The following is a 13926-nucleotide window of genomic DNA, read 5'->3' on the forward strand; positions in this document are numbered from 1 at the left end:
TTCAATCAAACGAACAGGGCGACACAAAAAAAGACCAGCGGGATCATGCCGGTGTCACGGTTGACGCGGAAGAGTTGGAGGCATTTGTCCGCATCCTCGATGTCGAGCCCGCGCAGCTGCCAGGCCATGTGCCAGCCCATCGCCCAGGGCCCGCCCAGCGCGATCACCATCGCCAGGATCGAGGCGTCGTCGATGGCCGAGAACACAACCGCGATCCCCATCAGCCCCACTGTCGCCATCAGGAACCGGCGCAACCAGGGGGCCGTGTTTTCTCCGAACAGGCGGGCGGTCGATTTGATCCCGATCAGCGCGTCGTCTTCGGTGTCCTGATGCGCATAGATCGTGTCATAGAACAGCGTCCAGGCGATGCCCGCAAGGTAAAGCACCACAGCAGGCGCCTCGAGTTTGCCCGTATGCGCCGTCCAGGCCAGCAGCGCGCCCCAGTTGAAGGCGAGGCCCAGGAAGACCTGGGGCCACCAAGTAAAGCGTTTGGCAAAGGGGTAGATCGCCACCGGGACCAGCGCCAGCACGCCCAGCAGGATCGCGTTGATATGGAAGGTCAACAGGATGCAGAAAGCGATCAGCGCCTGGACGCACATCCAGATCACGGCACCTCTTACCGTGACCTGTCCCGCAGGGATGGGCCGCGAGCGCGTGCGCTCCACCTGTCCGTCATAATCGCGGTCGGTGATGTCGTTCCACGTGCACCCCGCCCCACGCATCAGCCAGGCCCCTGCCGCGCAGCCGATGGCGATCCAGGCGTCGTGCCAGCTGGCGCTTTGGTCGTGGATCATGGCCAGCGTCAATCCCCACCAGCATGGGATCAGCAGCAGCCATGTGCCGATGGGCCGGTCTGCGCGGGACAGGCGCAGGTAGGGGCGCGTTGCCGCCGGGGCGAGCGTGTCGACCCAGTTGCCTTTTACGGCATCGGCCACCTGGTCGTCTGGTGCAGGGGAAGTGTTGGTCATATGTAGGGCCCATGAGTGATGCCAAGATCCGCCTTTATGTAGAGCACCCTTTGGCCGATGGGCAATCCGTCGTCCTGTCGCGGGAGCAGGCCCATTACCTGTTCGGCGTGATGCGTCTGGCGGTGGGCGCGCATGTGCTGCTGTTCAACGGGGTGGATGGAGAGTGGCGGGCGCAGGTGGTCGAGGCGGGCAAGCGCGGTGGCCTGTTGTCTTGCGAGGCACAGACCCGGCCGCTGGTCGTACCACCGGACCTGTGGCTGCTGTTCGCGCCGATCAAGAAGGCCCGTACGGATTTCATTGTTGAGAAGGCGGCCGAGATGGGCGCGCGCCGGATTGTGCCCGTGCAGACGGATTTCACTAATGCTGGCCGGGTGCAGCGGGATCGTTTGCAGGCCCATGCAGTCGAGGCGGCGGAACAATGCGGCGGGACTTATGTGCCCGAAGTGGCCGAGATGGGGCGGCTGGACCGGGTCCTGGCCGATCTGGGAGATCGGCAGGTGATGTTCTGCGATGAGGCGCTGGCAGGGGCGGAGGACACCTCCGCCTTACCGGCGCTGGCGGGGCCGTGGGCGATTTTGATCGGACCCGAGGGTGGGTTTTCCGGCAAGGAACGCGCCCGGTTGCACGGGATGGACACCGCTCATGCGGTGCAGCTTGGCCCGCGCATCTTGCGGGCGGACACGGCGGCTGTGGCGGCGCTGACTGTCTGGCAGCAGCGCTTGGGGGACTGGCAGTGATGGCGCAGGACACCTGCGCCTTACGCCGCGCCGGGCCGGATGATGCCGCTCGGATGGAGGCGTTTCTGGCGCAGCATCCCGCAACGTCGATGTTCCTGCGCAGCAACCTGGCCGCGCATGGGACAGATGATACCGAGGGCGCGCATGGGACGATCTTTTTCATTCCGGATACAGGCGGCCCGGTGACGGCCGTTTTTGCCATCACCAATCACGGATTTCTGATGGCGCAGGCCCCCGATGCCACTCCCGCCCAGTGGGCAGCCTTTGCCGCCGGGATCGCGGGGCGGCGCGTGAAGGGCATGACCGGTGTGCCGGAGCAGGTGCAGCAGTGCTTGAGGGCGACGGGCTTGGCCGAAGGCCCTTGGAACCTGCTGGCGGATGAGCCGCTGTATCATCTGACCATCGCAGACATGGCGCCCATGACAGGCGCGGTGCGTCAGGCCACGACGGATGATCTGCCGATCCTGGCCGCATGGTTCGCGGCTTACGAATCGGACACAGGTCAGGCGCCCCCCTCTGATCCGCCATCCGAACGGGCGATGGCGCGGGCACAGGCCGCCATTGGCACGCGGGACGTCGTGTTGCTGGAGGAAGACGGCGCACCTGTCGCCATGGCGGGCGTGAATGCGCGCCTGCCGGACATCGTCCAGATCGGCGGTGTGTTCACCCCTGATGGCTTGCGCGGCAAGGGCTATGCCCGACGCGCGCTGGCGGGCTTGTTGCGCCAATGCGAGGCAGAGGGCGTCACGCAATCCGTGCTATTTGCCAACAATGCCGCCGCCGCCCATGCATACGAGGCGTTGGGGTACACGTTGATCGGCCAGTACCGCATCGCGCTGTTGAAAGACCCAATCGACATTGGAGTGACAGGATGACCTTTTTCGACCCGAAGCCACGGCTGCCCTGTGGCGCTGGCGCGAAGTGCTGATCGGGGTGGCGCTGGCCGTCCTGGCCTTGTGGTGGCTGGCTGGCCCACGGGGACTGCTCGGCTTTGTTGCGCCTGCGCTGCTGGTCGGGGCAGGGGCGCTGATCATGATCGGTTTGCAGCGCGGGCGCTTTCGCGGTGCGGGTGGGGGCCTGGGCACCGTGCAGGTGGACGAGGGGCAGGTGACTTACTTTGGCCCGCTGTCCGGCGGCACCATCGCGATGCGGGAAATGTCTCGGCTGATGCTGGACGGGGCGCAGCGCCCGGCGCACTGGAAACTGGAGCAACCGGATCATCCCCCTTGATGATCCCGGTCGATGCCCATGGTGCGGATGCGCTGTTTGACGCCTTTGCCGCCCTGCCGGGGCTCAAGACCGAACACATGCTGGCGCAATTGCGCGACCAGCCGGATGTGCCTGTCGTGATCTGGGAACGCGAGGCGCCGACACTGGCCCAGATGAAGCCCCTGGGCCGGGCCTGAGGCCTGCGACTGCGCGCACCATGTCGTGAGCCTGCGCACCTTTGGGGTGCATTGACACCCCGACCAAATCGCCCCATCCCTTGAAGTCTTGACGACAGGCCACGCGGAGCGCCCCAATGTCCATTCCTCAGTCCGGCGGCGGGCCGATCGAGCATCATGATCAATTGGCCGAATACATGGCCTCGGGCTGCAAGCCCAAGGAACAGTGGCGCATCGGCACCGAACACGAAAAGTTCGGCTATTGCCGCGACACGCTCAAACCCCTGCCATTCGAAGGTGCACGGTCAATCGAGGCGGTGCTGGGGGGGTTACGCGACCGCCACGGCTGGTCCGAGGTGCGCGAGGGCGGCAAGCTGACCGGCCTTGAGAAAGGGCTGTGCAACATATCGCTGGAACCCGGTGGCGCGCTGGAACTGGCCGGTGCCCCGCTGGAAACCATTCACGAGACTTGCGACGAGGTGAACCAGCATCTCGCCGAGGTGATGGACATCGCCAATGAGATCGGTGTGGGCTTTATCGGCCTTGGCGCCGCACCGCACTGGACGCACGAAGACATGCCCTTGATGCCCAAAGGCCGTTACAAGCTGATGGATGCCTATATGGGCAAGGTCGGCACGATGGGCCGCACCATGATGCGCCGCACCTGTACAGTGCAGGTGAACCTCGATTTCGCATCCGAGGCCGACATGGTGCAAAAGATGCGCGTGGCGGTGGCCTTGCAGCCCGTGGCCGTGGCGCTGTTCGCCAACTCCCCGTTTTTCGAGGGCAAGGCGAATGGCCACAAATCCTGGCGCTCCCGAGTGTGGCGCGATCTGGATCCGGACCGCACCGGCATGGTGCCCTTCATCTTCGAGGACGGGTTCGGGTTTGAGCGGTGGGTGCAATACGCCCTCGATGTGCCGATGTACTTCGTCTATCGCGACGGGAAATACATCGACGCGCTGGGCATGTCGTTCCGCGACTTCATGGCGGGCAAGCTGCCTGCACTGCCGGGCGAGACGCCGACGCTCAGCGATTGGGCCGATCACATGACCACCGCCTTTCCCGAGGCGCGGGTCAAGAAATTCATCGAGATGCGCGGGGCGGATGGCAATCCGTGGCGGCGCCTGTGCGCCTTGCCCGCGTTCTGGGTGGGGCTGATGTATGACCAGACCGCGCTGGATGCGGCGTGGGATCTGGTCAAGGGCTTTGATGCCGAGACGCGCGAAGGCTTGCGCGTGGCGGCCTCGGTCGATGGATTGCAGGCCGAGGTGAACGGGGTGCGCATGCACGATCTGGCGCGCCAAGCGGTCGAGATTTCGCGCAGCGGTCTGGTGGCGCGGGCCCGTGCCGGGGCCGGAGGCATGATCCCGGATGAAACCCACTTCCTGAACGCCCTGCAGGAAAGCATCGACACGGGCAAGGTGCCCGCTGACGAGTTGCTGGAACACTTTCAAGGCGATTGGAACGGCGACGTGACGCGGGTGTTTGCGGACTATTCCTACTGATACCGGCGGTATTGGGCGCAAATTACAGCGGTATGTGGTTGAGAATATATGCCCTGAATGACCGGTTCGAGCCCATACTACTGAATGCTGCATTATGTACCATTGTCTGCAGTTGGAATTGAACCACGTGCTGTTGGCCACTAGGTTTGGTACATGTCATATGTTGTGTCCTCGATCCCGCTTTTGCTGGCAGCTAATGCCTTGATCGCATTCGGGGTCGCGTTCTATTGGCAGGCAAAGATCATCTTCACCTTGTTTGGAAGCTCGGACTGGGATGGTGCGCTTAGCCCATGCAAGGATTTGGCTAACCCAAATGGCGTCAACAACACCTTTGGTCGTTTCATTGCAGGTGAGATTTTTCCCGAGTTACGGCGAAAGTGGGCAAAAGCTATCGGATACGTTGCGGTGAGTTGGTTGACGCTATTTGCAATGGTTGGTTTTTTGCAGATCGTCGCCCCAGAGTACCTTCCATGAAATGAACCCAGTAGCCACAGCCATCAAAGCAGCCGTTCAAATTGTTTGATCCAACGGCAGCTTTGTCCGCACAGCAGCCCCCCTCACACCAGCCGCGCCGTCAGAATGCGCAAAGCCGCGGCGCCAAAGAACATCGCGAAAGCCGCCTCGAAAACCCGCTTGGCCCGGGTATAGGCGCGCATCATCGGGGCCGAGGAAAAGATCAGCGCGTAGCCGTGAAAGACGGTGAAACTCAACGCACCCACGGCGAGGATCACGGTCACCAGCCCCGTCACTGGGGTTCCAGGCGGCACGCCGACGGAATACAGCGCGCCAAAGAACAGGATCGCCTTGGGGTTGGTCAGGTGCAGGCCAAGGCCCTTGGCATAGTGCCCCTTGAGGGGGCGTTGAGACACGGGCGGCACCTTGAGCTTTGCGCCAAGCCAGGCCGCGCGCGCAGATTTGATCGCGAGCCAGCCGAGATAGGCGGCACCGGCATAGCGGATGATCTCGAACAGCCAGACATTTGCCAGCATGATCGCCCCCAGCCCGAAGGCAGCAGAGACGGACCACATGAACGACCCCGTGGTCACACCGGATGCGACCGCCAGACCCGCGCGCCGCCCCGATGCCATGGAGGTGCCCGCAATGGTGAGCGTGGCGGGGCCGGGGCTCGCCCCCGCCAGCAATGCGGCCAACAGGATCAGGGGCAGGTTTATTTCCGTCATGTCGCGACCTCGGGTTATGCTAGCCTCATAAGACAGGGTGTGGCGCGTTCAGTCCAGTCCGAACACTTCGGAAACGGTCGAACCATGCGCGCATGCCGAAAAAAGGAAATGACGGATGAGTATTTTGAACAGACGTATTGTGATGACACTCGGGGCGCTGGCGATTTTGGCCGGGCCTGCGACCGCGCAGGGCCTGAGCGGGAGCTATAAGGCCGAGGGGCGTAACCCGGATGGGTCTGCCTATCGCGGTGTGGTGCAACTGACCCACAGCGCCAATGTGGTCAGCATGGCCTGGAGCGTGGGCAACAGCAGCTATATCGGCACCGGCGTGCAGGACGGGCGCGTGATCACTGTGAACTGGGGCGCGGACACGCCTGTGGTTTACGTCGTGATGCCCGATGGCAGCTTGCACGGCACGTGGGCCAATGGCGCCGCGCTTGAGAAACTGACGCCGAACTAGTCGGGCACCAGTGCCAGGACAAAGGCAGTGACTTTGGCGGCGGGCATTTCGCAGGGTTTCAGACGCTTGCCCGCGGCCAGATCGTACCAGTTGAGGCTGATATAGTCGGTGCCGCCCAGTTCTTCGGACACCAGCTTGATGGATTTGCCGCCCGCATATGCGGATTTTGTCACCACATAGCGCCGTCCCATCGCCGTCCCCTTGAAAGTGCCAAGGGGCAGGGCAGCCAGCGCCGTGGCAAAGCTCACGTGGATTTCTGGCCGATCTTGGGTTCGGTTCCGGCGCGAATGCGCGAGATGTTGGCGCGGTGACGCCAAAAGATCAGCAAGGTCAACACGACGCCCAGCAGCAATGCATCCGGCTTGTCCAGGAACATCATCAGAAAGGTCGAGGCCGCAGCCGCCACAAGCGCGCCCATGGACGAGATGCGGAACACACCTGCACCCACCAGCCACGCGATACATGCGCCAAGGCCGACAGGAAAGTGCAAGGCCAGCAGCAGACCGAGGAAGGTCGCAACCCCCTTGCCGCCTTTGAATTTCAGCCAGACCGGATAGCAATGCCCCAGCATCGCGGCAAGGCCGGCAAGTTGTGCGGCGTCCTCATGCCCCGTCACTGCGCGGGCGAGCAGCAGCGCGGCAGCGCCTTTCCCTGCATCCAGCAGAAGGGTCAGCGCGGCGGCGGTCTTGTTTCCTGTGCGCAGCACGTTGGTGGCCCCGATGTTCCCGGACCCAATGTCGCGCAAATTGCCGAGGTTCATGAGACGCGCCAGCACCATGCCAAACGGGATCGACCCGAGGCCGTAGCCGATCAGGGCCCACAGGACGAGGAGGGCGGGAGTTGTTTCGAGAAGGGGCATTTAAGGTCTTTGGTATACGGAACGGCCGGAAACGAATGTTGCCAGCACCTTACCCTGCATCCGCGCACCATCAAAGGGCGTGTTGCGCGATTTGGAATGGAGTGTGGCGCGATCCATCACGAAAGGCGCATGCGGATCGAACAGCACGAGGTCAGCAGGCGCGCCGACGGCCAGCCGCCCGGCATCCAGCCCCAGCCGACGCGCCGGGTTCAGCGACATGGCGCGCCAGAGCGTCGGCAGGTCGACGTGATCGGAATGGAACAGACGCATCGCGGCAGGCAGCAATGTTTCGAGCGCGACGGCACCCGACGCAGCGGCCTCGAAGGGCAGGCGTTTGCTTTCCTCGTCCTGGGGTGTGTGCATCGAACTGATGATGTCGATCAGCCCGGATTGAACGGCCTCGGCGATGGCAAGGCGGTCGTCTTCGTCCCGCAGCGGCGGCTTGATCTTGAAGAAGGTGCGGTAGTCGGCCACGTCCAGCGCATTGAGCGTCAGGTGGTGGATCGAGGTGCCTGCCGTGATGTCGAACCCGTTGCCCTTGGCCCGCTCGAGCGGGGGCAGGGCGCGCGCAGCGGTGATCTGGTCGGCATGGTAGCGCGCGCCGGTCATCTCGATCATGGCAATGTCGCGGTCCAGGCCCATCCGCTCAGCCATCGGCGACACGGCAGGCAAACCGCGCAAGCTGGCGAACTTGCCCGAGGTGGCGGCGGCCCCGGCGCTCAGCCCCGGATCCTGCGGGTGGCCCAGCACCAGCGCCCCAAGGCTTCGCGCATAGGTCAGGGCGCGGGCAAACACCTTGCTGTCGGTGACCACGTGGTCGCAATCGGTGAAGGCAACAGCGCCCGCATCCAGCAGGAACCCGATCTCGGTCATCTCGCGCCCCTGCCGCCCCTTGGTCAGGGCTGCCATGGGCAGCACGTTGACCGGTGCGGCCTCGCGCGCGCGGCGGATGACGAATTCCAGCGTTTCGGGGTTGTCGATCACGGGGTCTGTGTCGGGCCGCGTGACCATGGTGGTGACACCGCCTGCCGCCGCCGCCAACCCGGCAGAACCAAAGCTTTCCTTGTGCCGCTCTCCCGGCTCGCAGACCTTGACCCCGATATCGACCAGACCCGGGGCGAGGTGCTTGCGGTCGCAATCGATAACCTCCCGCGCCTCCGGGTGCGGCGTGCCATCGGTGATCACGGCTGAGATTTTGCCATCCGTGACAGCGAGCGCCCCGGTGGTGATGGTGCCGCCTTCCGGGTCGATCAGCTTGGCATTGGTGAACAGGGTGTCGGTCATCCGGCGATCCATATGAAGAGCCACGTAAAGATCGCCAGACCGATCAATACAAACATCGCGATCCGCCCCGAAATGGCGGCATCAGAGGGTTTCTTTTTCACCGTTTCGGTAGGGGCGGTGTAGGGTTTCGCCGCCTCCGAGGTGATTGTCTGCGTGGCTGACCAGTCGGTGCGCGTCTCGCCATACGTGCCGATCAGCGTCAGCGCGGGCGAGGGTGTCAGCGTGGCCGCCTGCCCGCCAAAGGCGCGGGAAAAGAGGATCATGACCCAGCCGCCCACGCGGTCCAGCTTGGCCCGGTCGGGGGTGAGCTGGTCCATGGGCACAGCGTTGCCTTCGGCCAGATAGCCGACCAGCCCGACCCCTTCGAGGTCGGTGATGGGAAACAGCTCGACCTGTTCGGCGTCCACATCCGCACCCAGCGACATGTTGAGGGCTGCGGGGTCATCCTTCAGCGCCTTGGCTTCGGTGTCGGTCATGGACAGAGCAAAGACACGGATCACGCCGACCTCGCTCGCCGCAATGTCGATGGGCGGGATCATGACGTGCCCTCGGGGATGACCTTGGCCCGGGCCGCAAGGATGCGCTGGCGCAGCTCTTTGGGGCGGGGCGGGATAGGCAATGTGGTGGCCGTGCCCGAGTTGAAGCGGACCACCAGCGACCACAGCGGCCAGCGGTTGATACGCCGAATTTCGGCCAGCGGCAGGCGGGCGGGCAGATCATCACCGGGCACGATGTGGATGGCCCTGTCGGTCAGATGCCAGTTGGTGTCGCGGTGTTGCGCCCATAGGTCGAGTTCACCGAACACCCACATGTAAAACAGCCCGAACACCACAGCGCCAGGCACGGCCAGCAAGGTCACGGACAGGTCTTGCCCAAGGCTGCCCACCTGGCCAAGGATCACCCAGATCCCGACAATCGCGCCCACGCGGACAAAGAACGAGCGTGCCGAAATGCCCCAGCTGTAAAGCAGCGTTTCGCCCGGCATCAGGTCGGCTGTGGCCCCGGTCATGCCGCCCCCCGCACGTTTGCGAGGTTGCGCGCCAAGAGGTCCATCGCGGCCATGCGCACAGCCACACCCATTTCGACCTGGTCCTGGATGACACTGCGGTTGATGTCATCGGCCAGTGTGCCGTCAATCTCCACGCCCCGGTTCATCGGGCCGGGGTGCATCACGATGGCGTCCGGTTTGGCCACGGCCAGCTTGTCCGCATCAAGGCCAAATCGGTGGTAATATTCCCGCTCGGACGGGATGAAACCGCCATCCATCCGCTCGCGTTGCAGGCGCAGCATCATGACCACGTCCACATCCTCAAGACCCTCGGCCATGTCGTCATAGACCTCGCAGCCGAACTCGGCGATGCCTGAGGGCATCAGGGTGGGCGGGCCGATCAGGCGGATGCGGTTTTCCATCTTGCCCAGCAGGATGATGTTGGACCGGGCCACGCGGGAATGGGCGATGTCGCCACAGATCGCGATGTTGAGACGGTGCAGCCGCCCCTTGGCCCGGCGGATCGTGAGGGCATCCAGCAGGGCTTGGGTCGGGTGTTCATGCCGCCCGTCACCGGCATTCAGCACCGCGCAATTCACCTTTTGCGCCAGCAGGTCCACCGCTCCGGAATGCGGGTGGCGCACCACCAGCAGGTCGGGGTGCATCGCGTTCAGCGTCATGGCGGTGTCGATCAGGGTTTCCCCCTTGGAGATCGAGGAGGCCTGCATCGCCATGTTCATCACATCCGCGCCCAACCGCTTGCCCGCCAATTCGAAACTGGCCTGGGTGCGGGTGGAGTTTTCAAAGAACATGTTGATCTGGGTCAGGCCTGCCAGCGCATCCCCATGCTTTTCCGCGGCGCGGTTCAGGGCCACGTAGTCTTCGGCAAGATCAAGCAGGGTCACGATTTCTTCGGGGCGCAGATGCTCGATCCCCAGAAGGTGGCGGTGGGTGAAGGTCATGGCAGTCCCTTGGCGCAGTCAGGGGCTTATATGCGCCCCGAGGCGGTCGCGGCAAGCGTTGGGCCATGCATATTTGTCGGAACGCTGAAGGGGCATTTTGGTTCGCGTGCGCCCGGTTTAGGATCAGGGCATGGAATCGGCTGAGTATCATAACGCATTGGCGGCCCTGGCCTGGCAGATCGAGCTGGGTGTGGACGAGACGATCGGCGATACGGCGGTGGACCGCTATGACGTGCCTGCCTCTGTCCCCAAACCCAAGGCCGCCCCGGTTGCTGCACCCAGCGTGATGTCTGCACCTGTTGCAGGGCCAGACCCTGTTGCCGCGGCACGCGCGGCCGCAGAGGCGGCGCAGGATCTGGACGGTCTGCGCGCGGCCCTTGGCGCGTACGAGCATTGCGAGTTGAAGCGCGGCGCGCGCAATCTCGTGTTTTCCGACGGGGTGCCCGGCGCGCGGGTGATGATCGTGGGCGAGGCACCGGGCCGGGACGAGGACCGCGAAGGCCGCCCCTTTGTGGGGCGCGCGGGCCAATTGCTCGACAAGATGCTGGCGGCGATTGACCTGAGCCGGGAGACGTCGGTCTACATCACCAATGTGCTGCCCTGGCGCCCGCCACAGAACCGCGACCCGAAACCGGATGAGATCGCGATGATGCAGCCGTTCCTGCACCGTCATATCGCGCTAGCCAACCCGGATGTGCTGGTGGTCGTGGGCAACCATTCCTGTCAGGCGTTGCTGGGCAAGCGCGGCATCACGCGGCTGCGCGGAGACTGGACCGAGGCGCAAGGCAAGCCCGCGCTGCCGATGTTCCACCCGGCTTACCTGCTGCGCAATCCGGCAGCCAAGCGCGAGGCCTGGGCTGACCTCTTGAGCCTCAAGGCACGTTTGCGCGATGGTTGATCCGGTCATGCTTCTGGCCTTTGTGCCTGCCGGGTTGGCGCTGAACCTGACGCCGGGGGCGGACATGATGTTCTGCCTTGGTCAGGGCCTGCGATCCGGCCCGCGTGCGGCCTGGGCGGCCAGCGGGGGCATTGCGCTGGGGGCGTTCATCCACATGGCCCTTGCGGGGCTGGGCCTCGGTGCGCTGGTCGCAACTGTGCCGGTGGCGTTCGAGGTGATCCGCTGGGTCGGCGTTGCGTACCTATTGTGGCTGGCGGTGCAGACGCTGCGCATCCCGCACGCGGCGGATGTGCCCATGCAACCGCCACGCCGCGCCTTTCGCGCGGGGTTGATCGTGAATCTGACGAACCCCAAGGTCATCTTGTTCGTGCTGGCCTTTGTGCCGCAATTCGTTGTGCCCGAGGCCGGGTCGGTGCTGGTCCAGTTCCTGATTTTCGGCGCAGTGCTCAGCGCCGGGGGCTTTGTGATCAACGGGGGGGTCGGGGTCTTTGCCAGCGGCGCAGGACAACGCCTGGCGCGCGGCAGCCGGGTGCTGGACTGGATCACCGCCAGTGTGTTTGCGGGCCTCGCCGCCCGCCTTGCGATATTGGAGCGGGCATGAGCCGGATTGACGACACGATTGATTTCATCGCCATTCGCATCGCCGTGCTGACCGTCAGCGACAGCCGGGGAATGGAGGATGACCGTTCGGGCGACGTTCTGGTCAGCCGCATCGTGGATGCGGGCCACTTGCTGGCGGATCGCCGCATTCTGCCGGATGAGCGCGCCCAGATCGCCGATCAGTTGCGCGCCTGGTGCGATGACCCTGACATTGACGTGGTGATTTCGACCGGGGGCACGGGCCTGACCGGGCGCGATGTCACGGTCGAGGCGCACCGCGACGTCTATGAAAAGGAGATCGACGCATTCGGCACCGTGTTCACCATCGTATCCATGCAGAAGATCGGGACAAGCGCTGTGCAAAGCCGCGCGACGGGGGGCGTGCGCAACGGCACTTACCTGTTTGCCCTGCCCGGCAGCCCGGGGGCCTGCAAGGACGCATGGGATGAAATTCTGGGCCGCCAGCTCGATTACCGCCACCGCCCCTGCAATTTTGTCGAAATACTTCCGCGTTTGGACGAACATCAGCGACGGAAATAGGCGCGGCATACGTAACAGCTTTGTTGCTTGGTATTCTTGCATGCAGTTCTAACTTATAGTCGGCAACACACCCTGCGGGTAAAGGCGTGAAAAGATGCGATTTTTGAGGCAGAGTCTGATCGGGCTGGTGCTGGCGGCACTCAGCCTCGGCCTGCTGGCCTATGCCGGTCAACTGGTGGGGGGCGCCGTTCAGGAACGGCTGGCGCGCGAGACCAAGGCGCCACCCGCCCGCGAGCGTGTCTTTGCCGTGGGGGTCGTGCGCGCGGAGCCGGGCACAGAAACACCCGTCCTCGAAAGCTTTGGCGAGATCGAAAGCCGCAGGCGGCTGGAATTGCGTGCGGCTGCGTCGGGGCGGATCGTCGAACTGGCCGAGGCGTTCGAGGATGGCGGCGCCGTCCGCGCAGGCCAAGTGCTGTTGCGTATTGATCCCGCCGTCGCGCAGGCCGCGTTCGAGCGGGCAGAGGCGGACATTCTGGATGCCGAGGCTGAAATGCGCGACGCCGAGCGCACCTTGATCCTGTCCCGGGACGAGGAAAGGGCGGCTCAGGATCAGGCCAATCTGCAACAGCGCGCCTACGAGCGTCAGGTCGATCTGGCCGCGCGCGGCGTGGGCACTGCAGCGGCGGTGGAGGCGGCAGAACTGGCCGCGGCGTCCGCGCGCCAGTCAGTCTTGTCGCGCAGGCAGGCCGTCACAGCCGCCGAGGCGCGCATAGATCAATCCGTAACTCGCCTTGCGCGCAGCCGCATCGATCTGCGCGACGCCGAGCGCGCGCTTGAAGATACGACGCTGATCGCCCCCTTTGACGGCACGCTCAGCGAAACGGATGTGGTGGCCGGGCGCCTGGCTTCGGCCAATGAAAAGCTGGCGGTGCTGATCGATCCCGGCGCGCTCGAGGTGGCCTTTCGCCTGTCCACGGCGCAATTTGCGCGGCTGCTGGATGCGAATGGGGTACTGATCACGGCACCTGTCACGGCAACGTTGGACGTCTCTGGCGTGGACCTCACGGCAGAGGGTCGGATCAGCCGCGCCAGCGCCGGCGCAGGCGAGATGCAGACCGGGCGGCTTGTCTTTGCCCGCCTGGACAGCGCGCTGGGCTTCAAACCGGGCGATTTTGTCACTGTGGCCGTGCAGGAACCACCCCTTGAAAACGTGGTGCGCCTGCCGGCGTCGGCAATTGATGCCAACAGCACCGTGCTGGTGCTGGGCGAGGAAAACCGGCTTGAAGCTGTCGAGGTGCGCCTGTTGCGCCGTCAGGGCGATGATGTGCTGGTGCGCAGCGCCGACCTGGTCGGCCGCGACGTGGTCGAGGCCCGTTCGCCCCTGCTGGGCCCCGGCATTTCGGTGCGCCCCTTGCGTCCGCTCGAGGTCGGCGCGGCCCCCGAAGCGCCCGAGATGCTTGAGCTGAGCGCTGAACGCCGCGCGCGCCTTGTTGCCTTCATCGAAAGCAATCAGCGCATGCCGGCCGAGGCCAAGGCCCGCGTGCTCACCCGCCTCGGCGAAGACCTTGTTCCGGCCCAGATGGTCGAACGCATCGAAAGCCGGATGGGGGGCTAGG

General features: G+C 64.5%; 17 protein-coding genes and 1 pseudogene. 10 read left to right on the plus strand and 8 right to left on the minus strand.

Annotated elements, in window-relative coordinates; genetic code table 11:
* Positions 1-5: 5 nt before the first annotated feature.
* Positions 6-968: a 4-hydroxybenzoate octaprenyltransferase gene (gene ubiA, locus ACMHLQ_RS17080; RefSeq protein ID WP_415401907.1), complete on the minus strand. Its 963-nt coding sequence runs from the start codon at positions 966-968 to the stop codon at positions 6-8.
* Between the two features lie 11 nt (positions 969-979).
* On the opposite strand from ubiA, the gene ACMHLQ_RS17085 reads away from it, so the two are divergent.
* The 5 genes and pseudogenes from ACMHLQ_RS17085 (at position 980) to ACMHLQ_RS17105 (ending at position 5072) form a co-directional block, all read left to right on the plus strand.
* Positions 980-1705 (plus strand): 16S rRNA (uracil(1498)-N(3))-methyltransferase, encoded by a 726-nt coding sequence (locus tag ACMHLQ_RS17085; protein WP_415401908.1) that lies wholly within the window; start codon positions 980-982, stop codon positions 1703-1705.
* Positions 1705-2580: a GNAT family N-acetyltransferase gene (locus ACMHLQ_RS17090; protein WP_415401909.1), complete on the plus strand. Its 876-nt coding sequence runs from the start codon at positions 1705-1707 to the stop codon at positions 2578-2580. The genes ACMHLQ_RS17085 and ACMHLQ_RS17090 overlap by 1 nt, the downstream gene beginning before the upstream one ends.
* Positions 2581-2608: 28 nt before the next feature.
* A pseudogene (locus ACMHLQ_RS17095) lies at positions 2609-3111 on the plus strand (hypothetical protein).
* A gap of 116 nt (positions 3112-3227) precedes the next feature.
* Positions 3228-4598, plus strand: a complete 1371-nt coding sequence (locus ACMHLQ_RS17100) for a glutamate--cysteine ligase (protein ID WP_415401910.1) — start codon at positions 3228-3230, stop codon at positions 4596-4598.
* A gap of 153 nt (positions 4599-4751) precedes the next feature.
* Positions 4752-5072, plus strand: coding sequence for a hypothetical protein (locus tag ACMHLQ_RS17105; RefSeq protein WP_415401911.1), 321 nt, complete (start codon positions 4752-4754; stop codon positions 5070-5072).
* Positions 5073-5155: 83 nt separating this feature from the next.
* On the opposite strand, the gene ACMHLQ_RS17110 is transcribed toward ACMHLQ_RS17105, so the two are convergent.
* On the minus strand, positions 5156-5779 hold the full coding sequence (locus ACMHLQ_RS17110; protein WP_415401912.1) for a LysE family translocator: 624 nt from the start codon (positions 5777-5779) through the stop codon (positions 5156-5158).
* Positions 5780-5894: 115 nt separating this feature from the next.
* On the opposite strand from ACMHLQ_RS17110, the gene ACMHLQ_RS17115 reads away from it, so the two are divergent.
* On the plus strand, positions 5895-6239 hold the full coding sequence (locus ACMHLQ_RS17115; protein ID WP_415401913.1) for a hypothetical protein: 345 nt from the start codon (positions 5895-5897) through the stop codon (positions 6237-6239).
* On the opposite strand, the gene ACMHLQ_RS17120 is transcribed toward ACMHLQ_RS17115, so the two are convergent.
* From ACMHLQ_RS17120 to ACMHLQ_RS17145, 6 genes are read right to left on the minus strand one after another with little or no spacing between them, the layout of a single operon-like run.
* Positions 6236-6430, minus strand: a complete 195-nt coding sequence (locus ACMHLQ_RS17120) for a hypothetical protein (protein WP_415405305.1) — start codon at positions 6428-6430, stop codon at positions 6236-6238. The two genes, ACMHLQ_RS17115 and ACMHLQ_RS17120, sit on opposite strands and share 4 nt — an antisense overlap.
* Positions 6431-6483: 53 nt before the next feature.
* Complete coding sequence (plsY, locus tag ACMHLQ_RS17125; RefSeq protein ID WP_415401914.1) at positions 6484-7098, minus strand: glycerol-3-phosphate 1-O-acyltransferase PlsY; 615 nt, start codon at positions 7096-7098, stop codon at positions 6484-6486.
* Entirely contained in the window at positions 7099-8382 is a 1284-nt protein-coding gene (pyrC, locus tag ACMHLQ_RS17130) for a dihydroorotase (protein WP_415401915.1), read from the minus strand.
* Entirely contained in the window at positions 8379-8921 is a 543-nt protein-coding gene (locus ACMHLQ_RS17135) for a hypothetical protein (protein ID WP_415401916.1), read from the minus strand. The genes pyrC and ACMHLQ_RS17135 overlap by 4 nt, the downstream gene beginning before the upstream one ends.
* Positions 8918-9391, minus strand: coding sequence for a hypothetical protein (locus ACMHLQ_RS17140; protein ID WP_415401917.1), 474 nt, complete (start codon positions 9389-9391; stop codon positions 8918-8920). The genes ACMHLQ_RS17135 and ACMHLQ_RS17140 overlap by 4 nt, the downstream gene beginning before the upstream one ends.
* Complete coding sequence (locus tag ACMHLQ_RS17145) at positions 9388-10332, minus strand: aspartate carbamoyltransferase catalytic subunit (protein WP_415401918.1); 945 nt, start codon at positions 10330-10332, stop codon at positions 9388-9390. Before ACMHLQ_RS17145 ends, ACMHLQ_RS17140 begins: the two co-directional genes overlap by 4 nt.
* A gap of 130 nt (positions 10333-10462) precedes the next feature.
* Here ACMHLQ_RS17145 and ACMHLQ_RS17150 point away from each other — a divergent pair, with 130 nt between their 5' ends.
* From ACMHLQ_RS17150 to ACMHLQ_RS17165, 4 genes are all read left to right on the plus strand, one after another.
* Positions 10463-11230 (plus strand): uracil-DNA glycosylase, encoded by a 768-nt coding sequence (locus ACMHLQ_RS17150; RefSeq protein WP_415401919.1) that lies wholly within the window; start codon positions 10463-10465, stop codon positions 11228-11230.
* Complete coding sequence (locus ACMHLQ_RS17155) at positions 11223-11831, plus strand: LysE family translocator (protein ID WP_415401920.1); 609 nt, start codon at positions 11223-11225, stop codon at positions 11829-11831. Before ACMHLQ_RS17150 ends, ACMHLQ_RS17155 begins: the two co-directional genes overlap by 8 nt.
* Complete coding sequence (gene moaB, locus ACMHLQ_RS17160; protein WP_415401921.1) at positions 11828-12370, plus strand: molybdenum cofactor biosynthesis protein B; 543 nt, start codon at positions 11828-11830, stop codon at positions 12368-12370. Before ACMHLQ_RS17155 ends, moaB begins: the two co-directional genes overlap by 4 nt.
* Before the next feature lie 94 nt (positions 12371-12464).
* Positions 12465-13925 (plus strand): efflux RND transporter periplasmic adaptor subunit, encoded by a 1461-nt coding sequence (locus ACMHLQ_RS17165; protein ID WP_415401922.1) that lies wholly within the window; start codon positions 12465-12467, stop codon positions 13923-13925.
* Position 13926 lies beyond the last annotated feature (1 nt).

It is taken from the genome of Tateyamaria algicola (genome assembly GCF_047715485.1).
Classification (GTDB): Bacteria; Pseudomonadota; Alphaproteobacteria; order Rhodobacterales; family Rhodobacteraceae; genus Tateyamaria.

What these genes read in the sequence shown, in the direction of transcription:
- ACMHLQ_RS17165 (WP_415401922.1), top strand. Translation starts at nt 12,465, where the DNA reads ATGCGATTTTTGAGGCAGAGTCTGATCGGGCTGGTGCTGGCGGCACTC.
- ACMHLQ_RS17110 (WP_415401912.1), bottom strand. Translation starts at nt 5,779, where the DNA reads ATGACGGAAATAAACCTGCCCCTGATCCTGTTGGCCGCATTGCTGGCG.
- ubiA (WP_415401907.1), bottom strand. Translation starts at nt 968, where the DNA reads ATGACCAACACTTCCCCTGCACCAGACGACCAGGTGGCCGATGCCGTA.
- ACMHLQ_RS17150 (WP_415401919.1), top strand. Translation starts at nt 10,463, where the DNA reads ATGGAATCGGCTGAGTATCATAACGCATTGGCGGCCCTGGCCTGGCAG.
- ACMHLQ_RS17085 (WP_415401908.1), top strand. Translation starts at nt 980, where the DNA reads ATGAGTGATGCCAAGATCCGCCTTTATGTAGAGCACCCTTTGGCCGAT.
- moaB (WP_415401921.1), top strand. Translation starts at nt 11,828, where the DNA reads ATGAGCCGGATTGACGACACGATTGATTTCATCGCCATTCGCATCGCC.
- pyrC (WP_415401915.1), bottom strand. Translation starts at nt 8,382, where the DNA reads ATGACCGACACCCTGTTCACCAATGCCAAGCTGATCGACCCGGAAGGC.
- ACMHLQ_RS17120 (WP_415405305.1), bottom strand. Translation starts at nt 6,430, where the DNA reads ATGGGACGGCGCTATGTGGTGACAAAATCCGCATATGCGGGCGGCAAA.
- ACMHLQ_RS17145 (WP_415401918.1), bottom strand. Translation starts at nt 10,332, where the DNA reads ATGACCTTCACCCACCGCCACCTTCTGGGGATCGAGCATCTGCGCCCC.
- ACMHLQ_RS17115 (WP_415401913.1), top strand. Translation starts at nt 5,895, where the DNA reads ATGAGTATTTTGAACAGACGTATTGTGATGACACTCGGGGCGCTGGCG.
- ACMHLQ_RS17100 (WP_415401910.1), top strand. Translation starts at nt 3,228, where the DNA reads ATGTCCATTCCTCAGTCCGGCGGCGGGCCGATCGAGCATCATGATCAA.
- plsY (WP_415401914.1), bottom strand. Translation starts at nt 7,098, where the DNA reads ATGCCCCTTCTCGAAACAACTCCCGCCCTCCTCGTCCTGTGGGCCCTG.
- ACMHLQ_RS17090 (WP_415401909.1), top strand. Translation starts at nt 1,705, where the DNA reads ATGGCGCAGGACACCTGCGCCTTACGCCGCGCCGGGCCGGATGATGCC.
- ACMHLQ_RS17140 (WP_415401917.1), bottom strand. Translation starts at nt 9,391, where the DNA reads ATGACCGGGGCCACAGCCGACCTGATGCCGGGCGAAACGCTGCTTTAC.
- ACMHLQ_RS17105 (WP_415401911.1), top strand. Translation starts at nt 4,752, where the DNA reads ATGTCATATGTTGTGTCCTCGATCCCGCTTTTGCTGGCAGCTAATGCC.
- ACMHLQ_RS17155 (WP_415401920.1), top strand. Translation starts at nt 11,223, where the DNA reads ATGGTTGATCCGGTCATGCTTCTGGCCTTTGTGCCTGCCGGGTTGGCG.
- ACMHLQ_RS17135 (WP_415401916.1), bottom strand. Translation starts at nt 8,921, where the DNA reads ATGATCCCGCCCATCGACATTGCGGCGAGCGAGGTCGGCGTGATCCGT.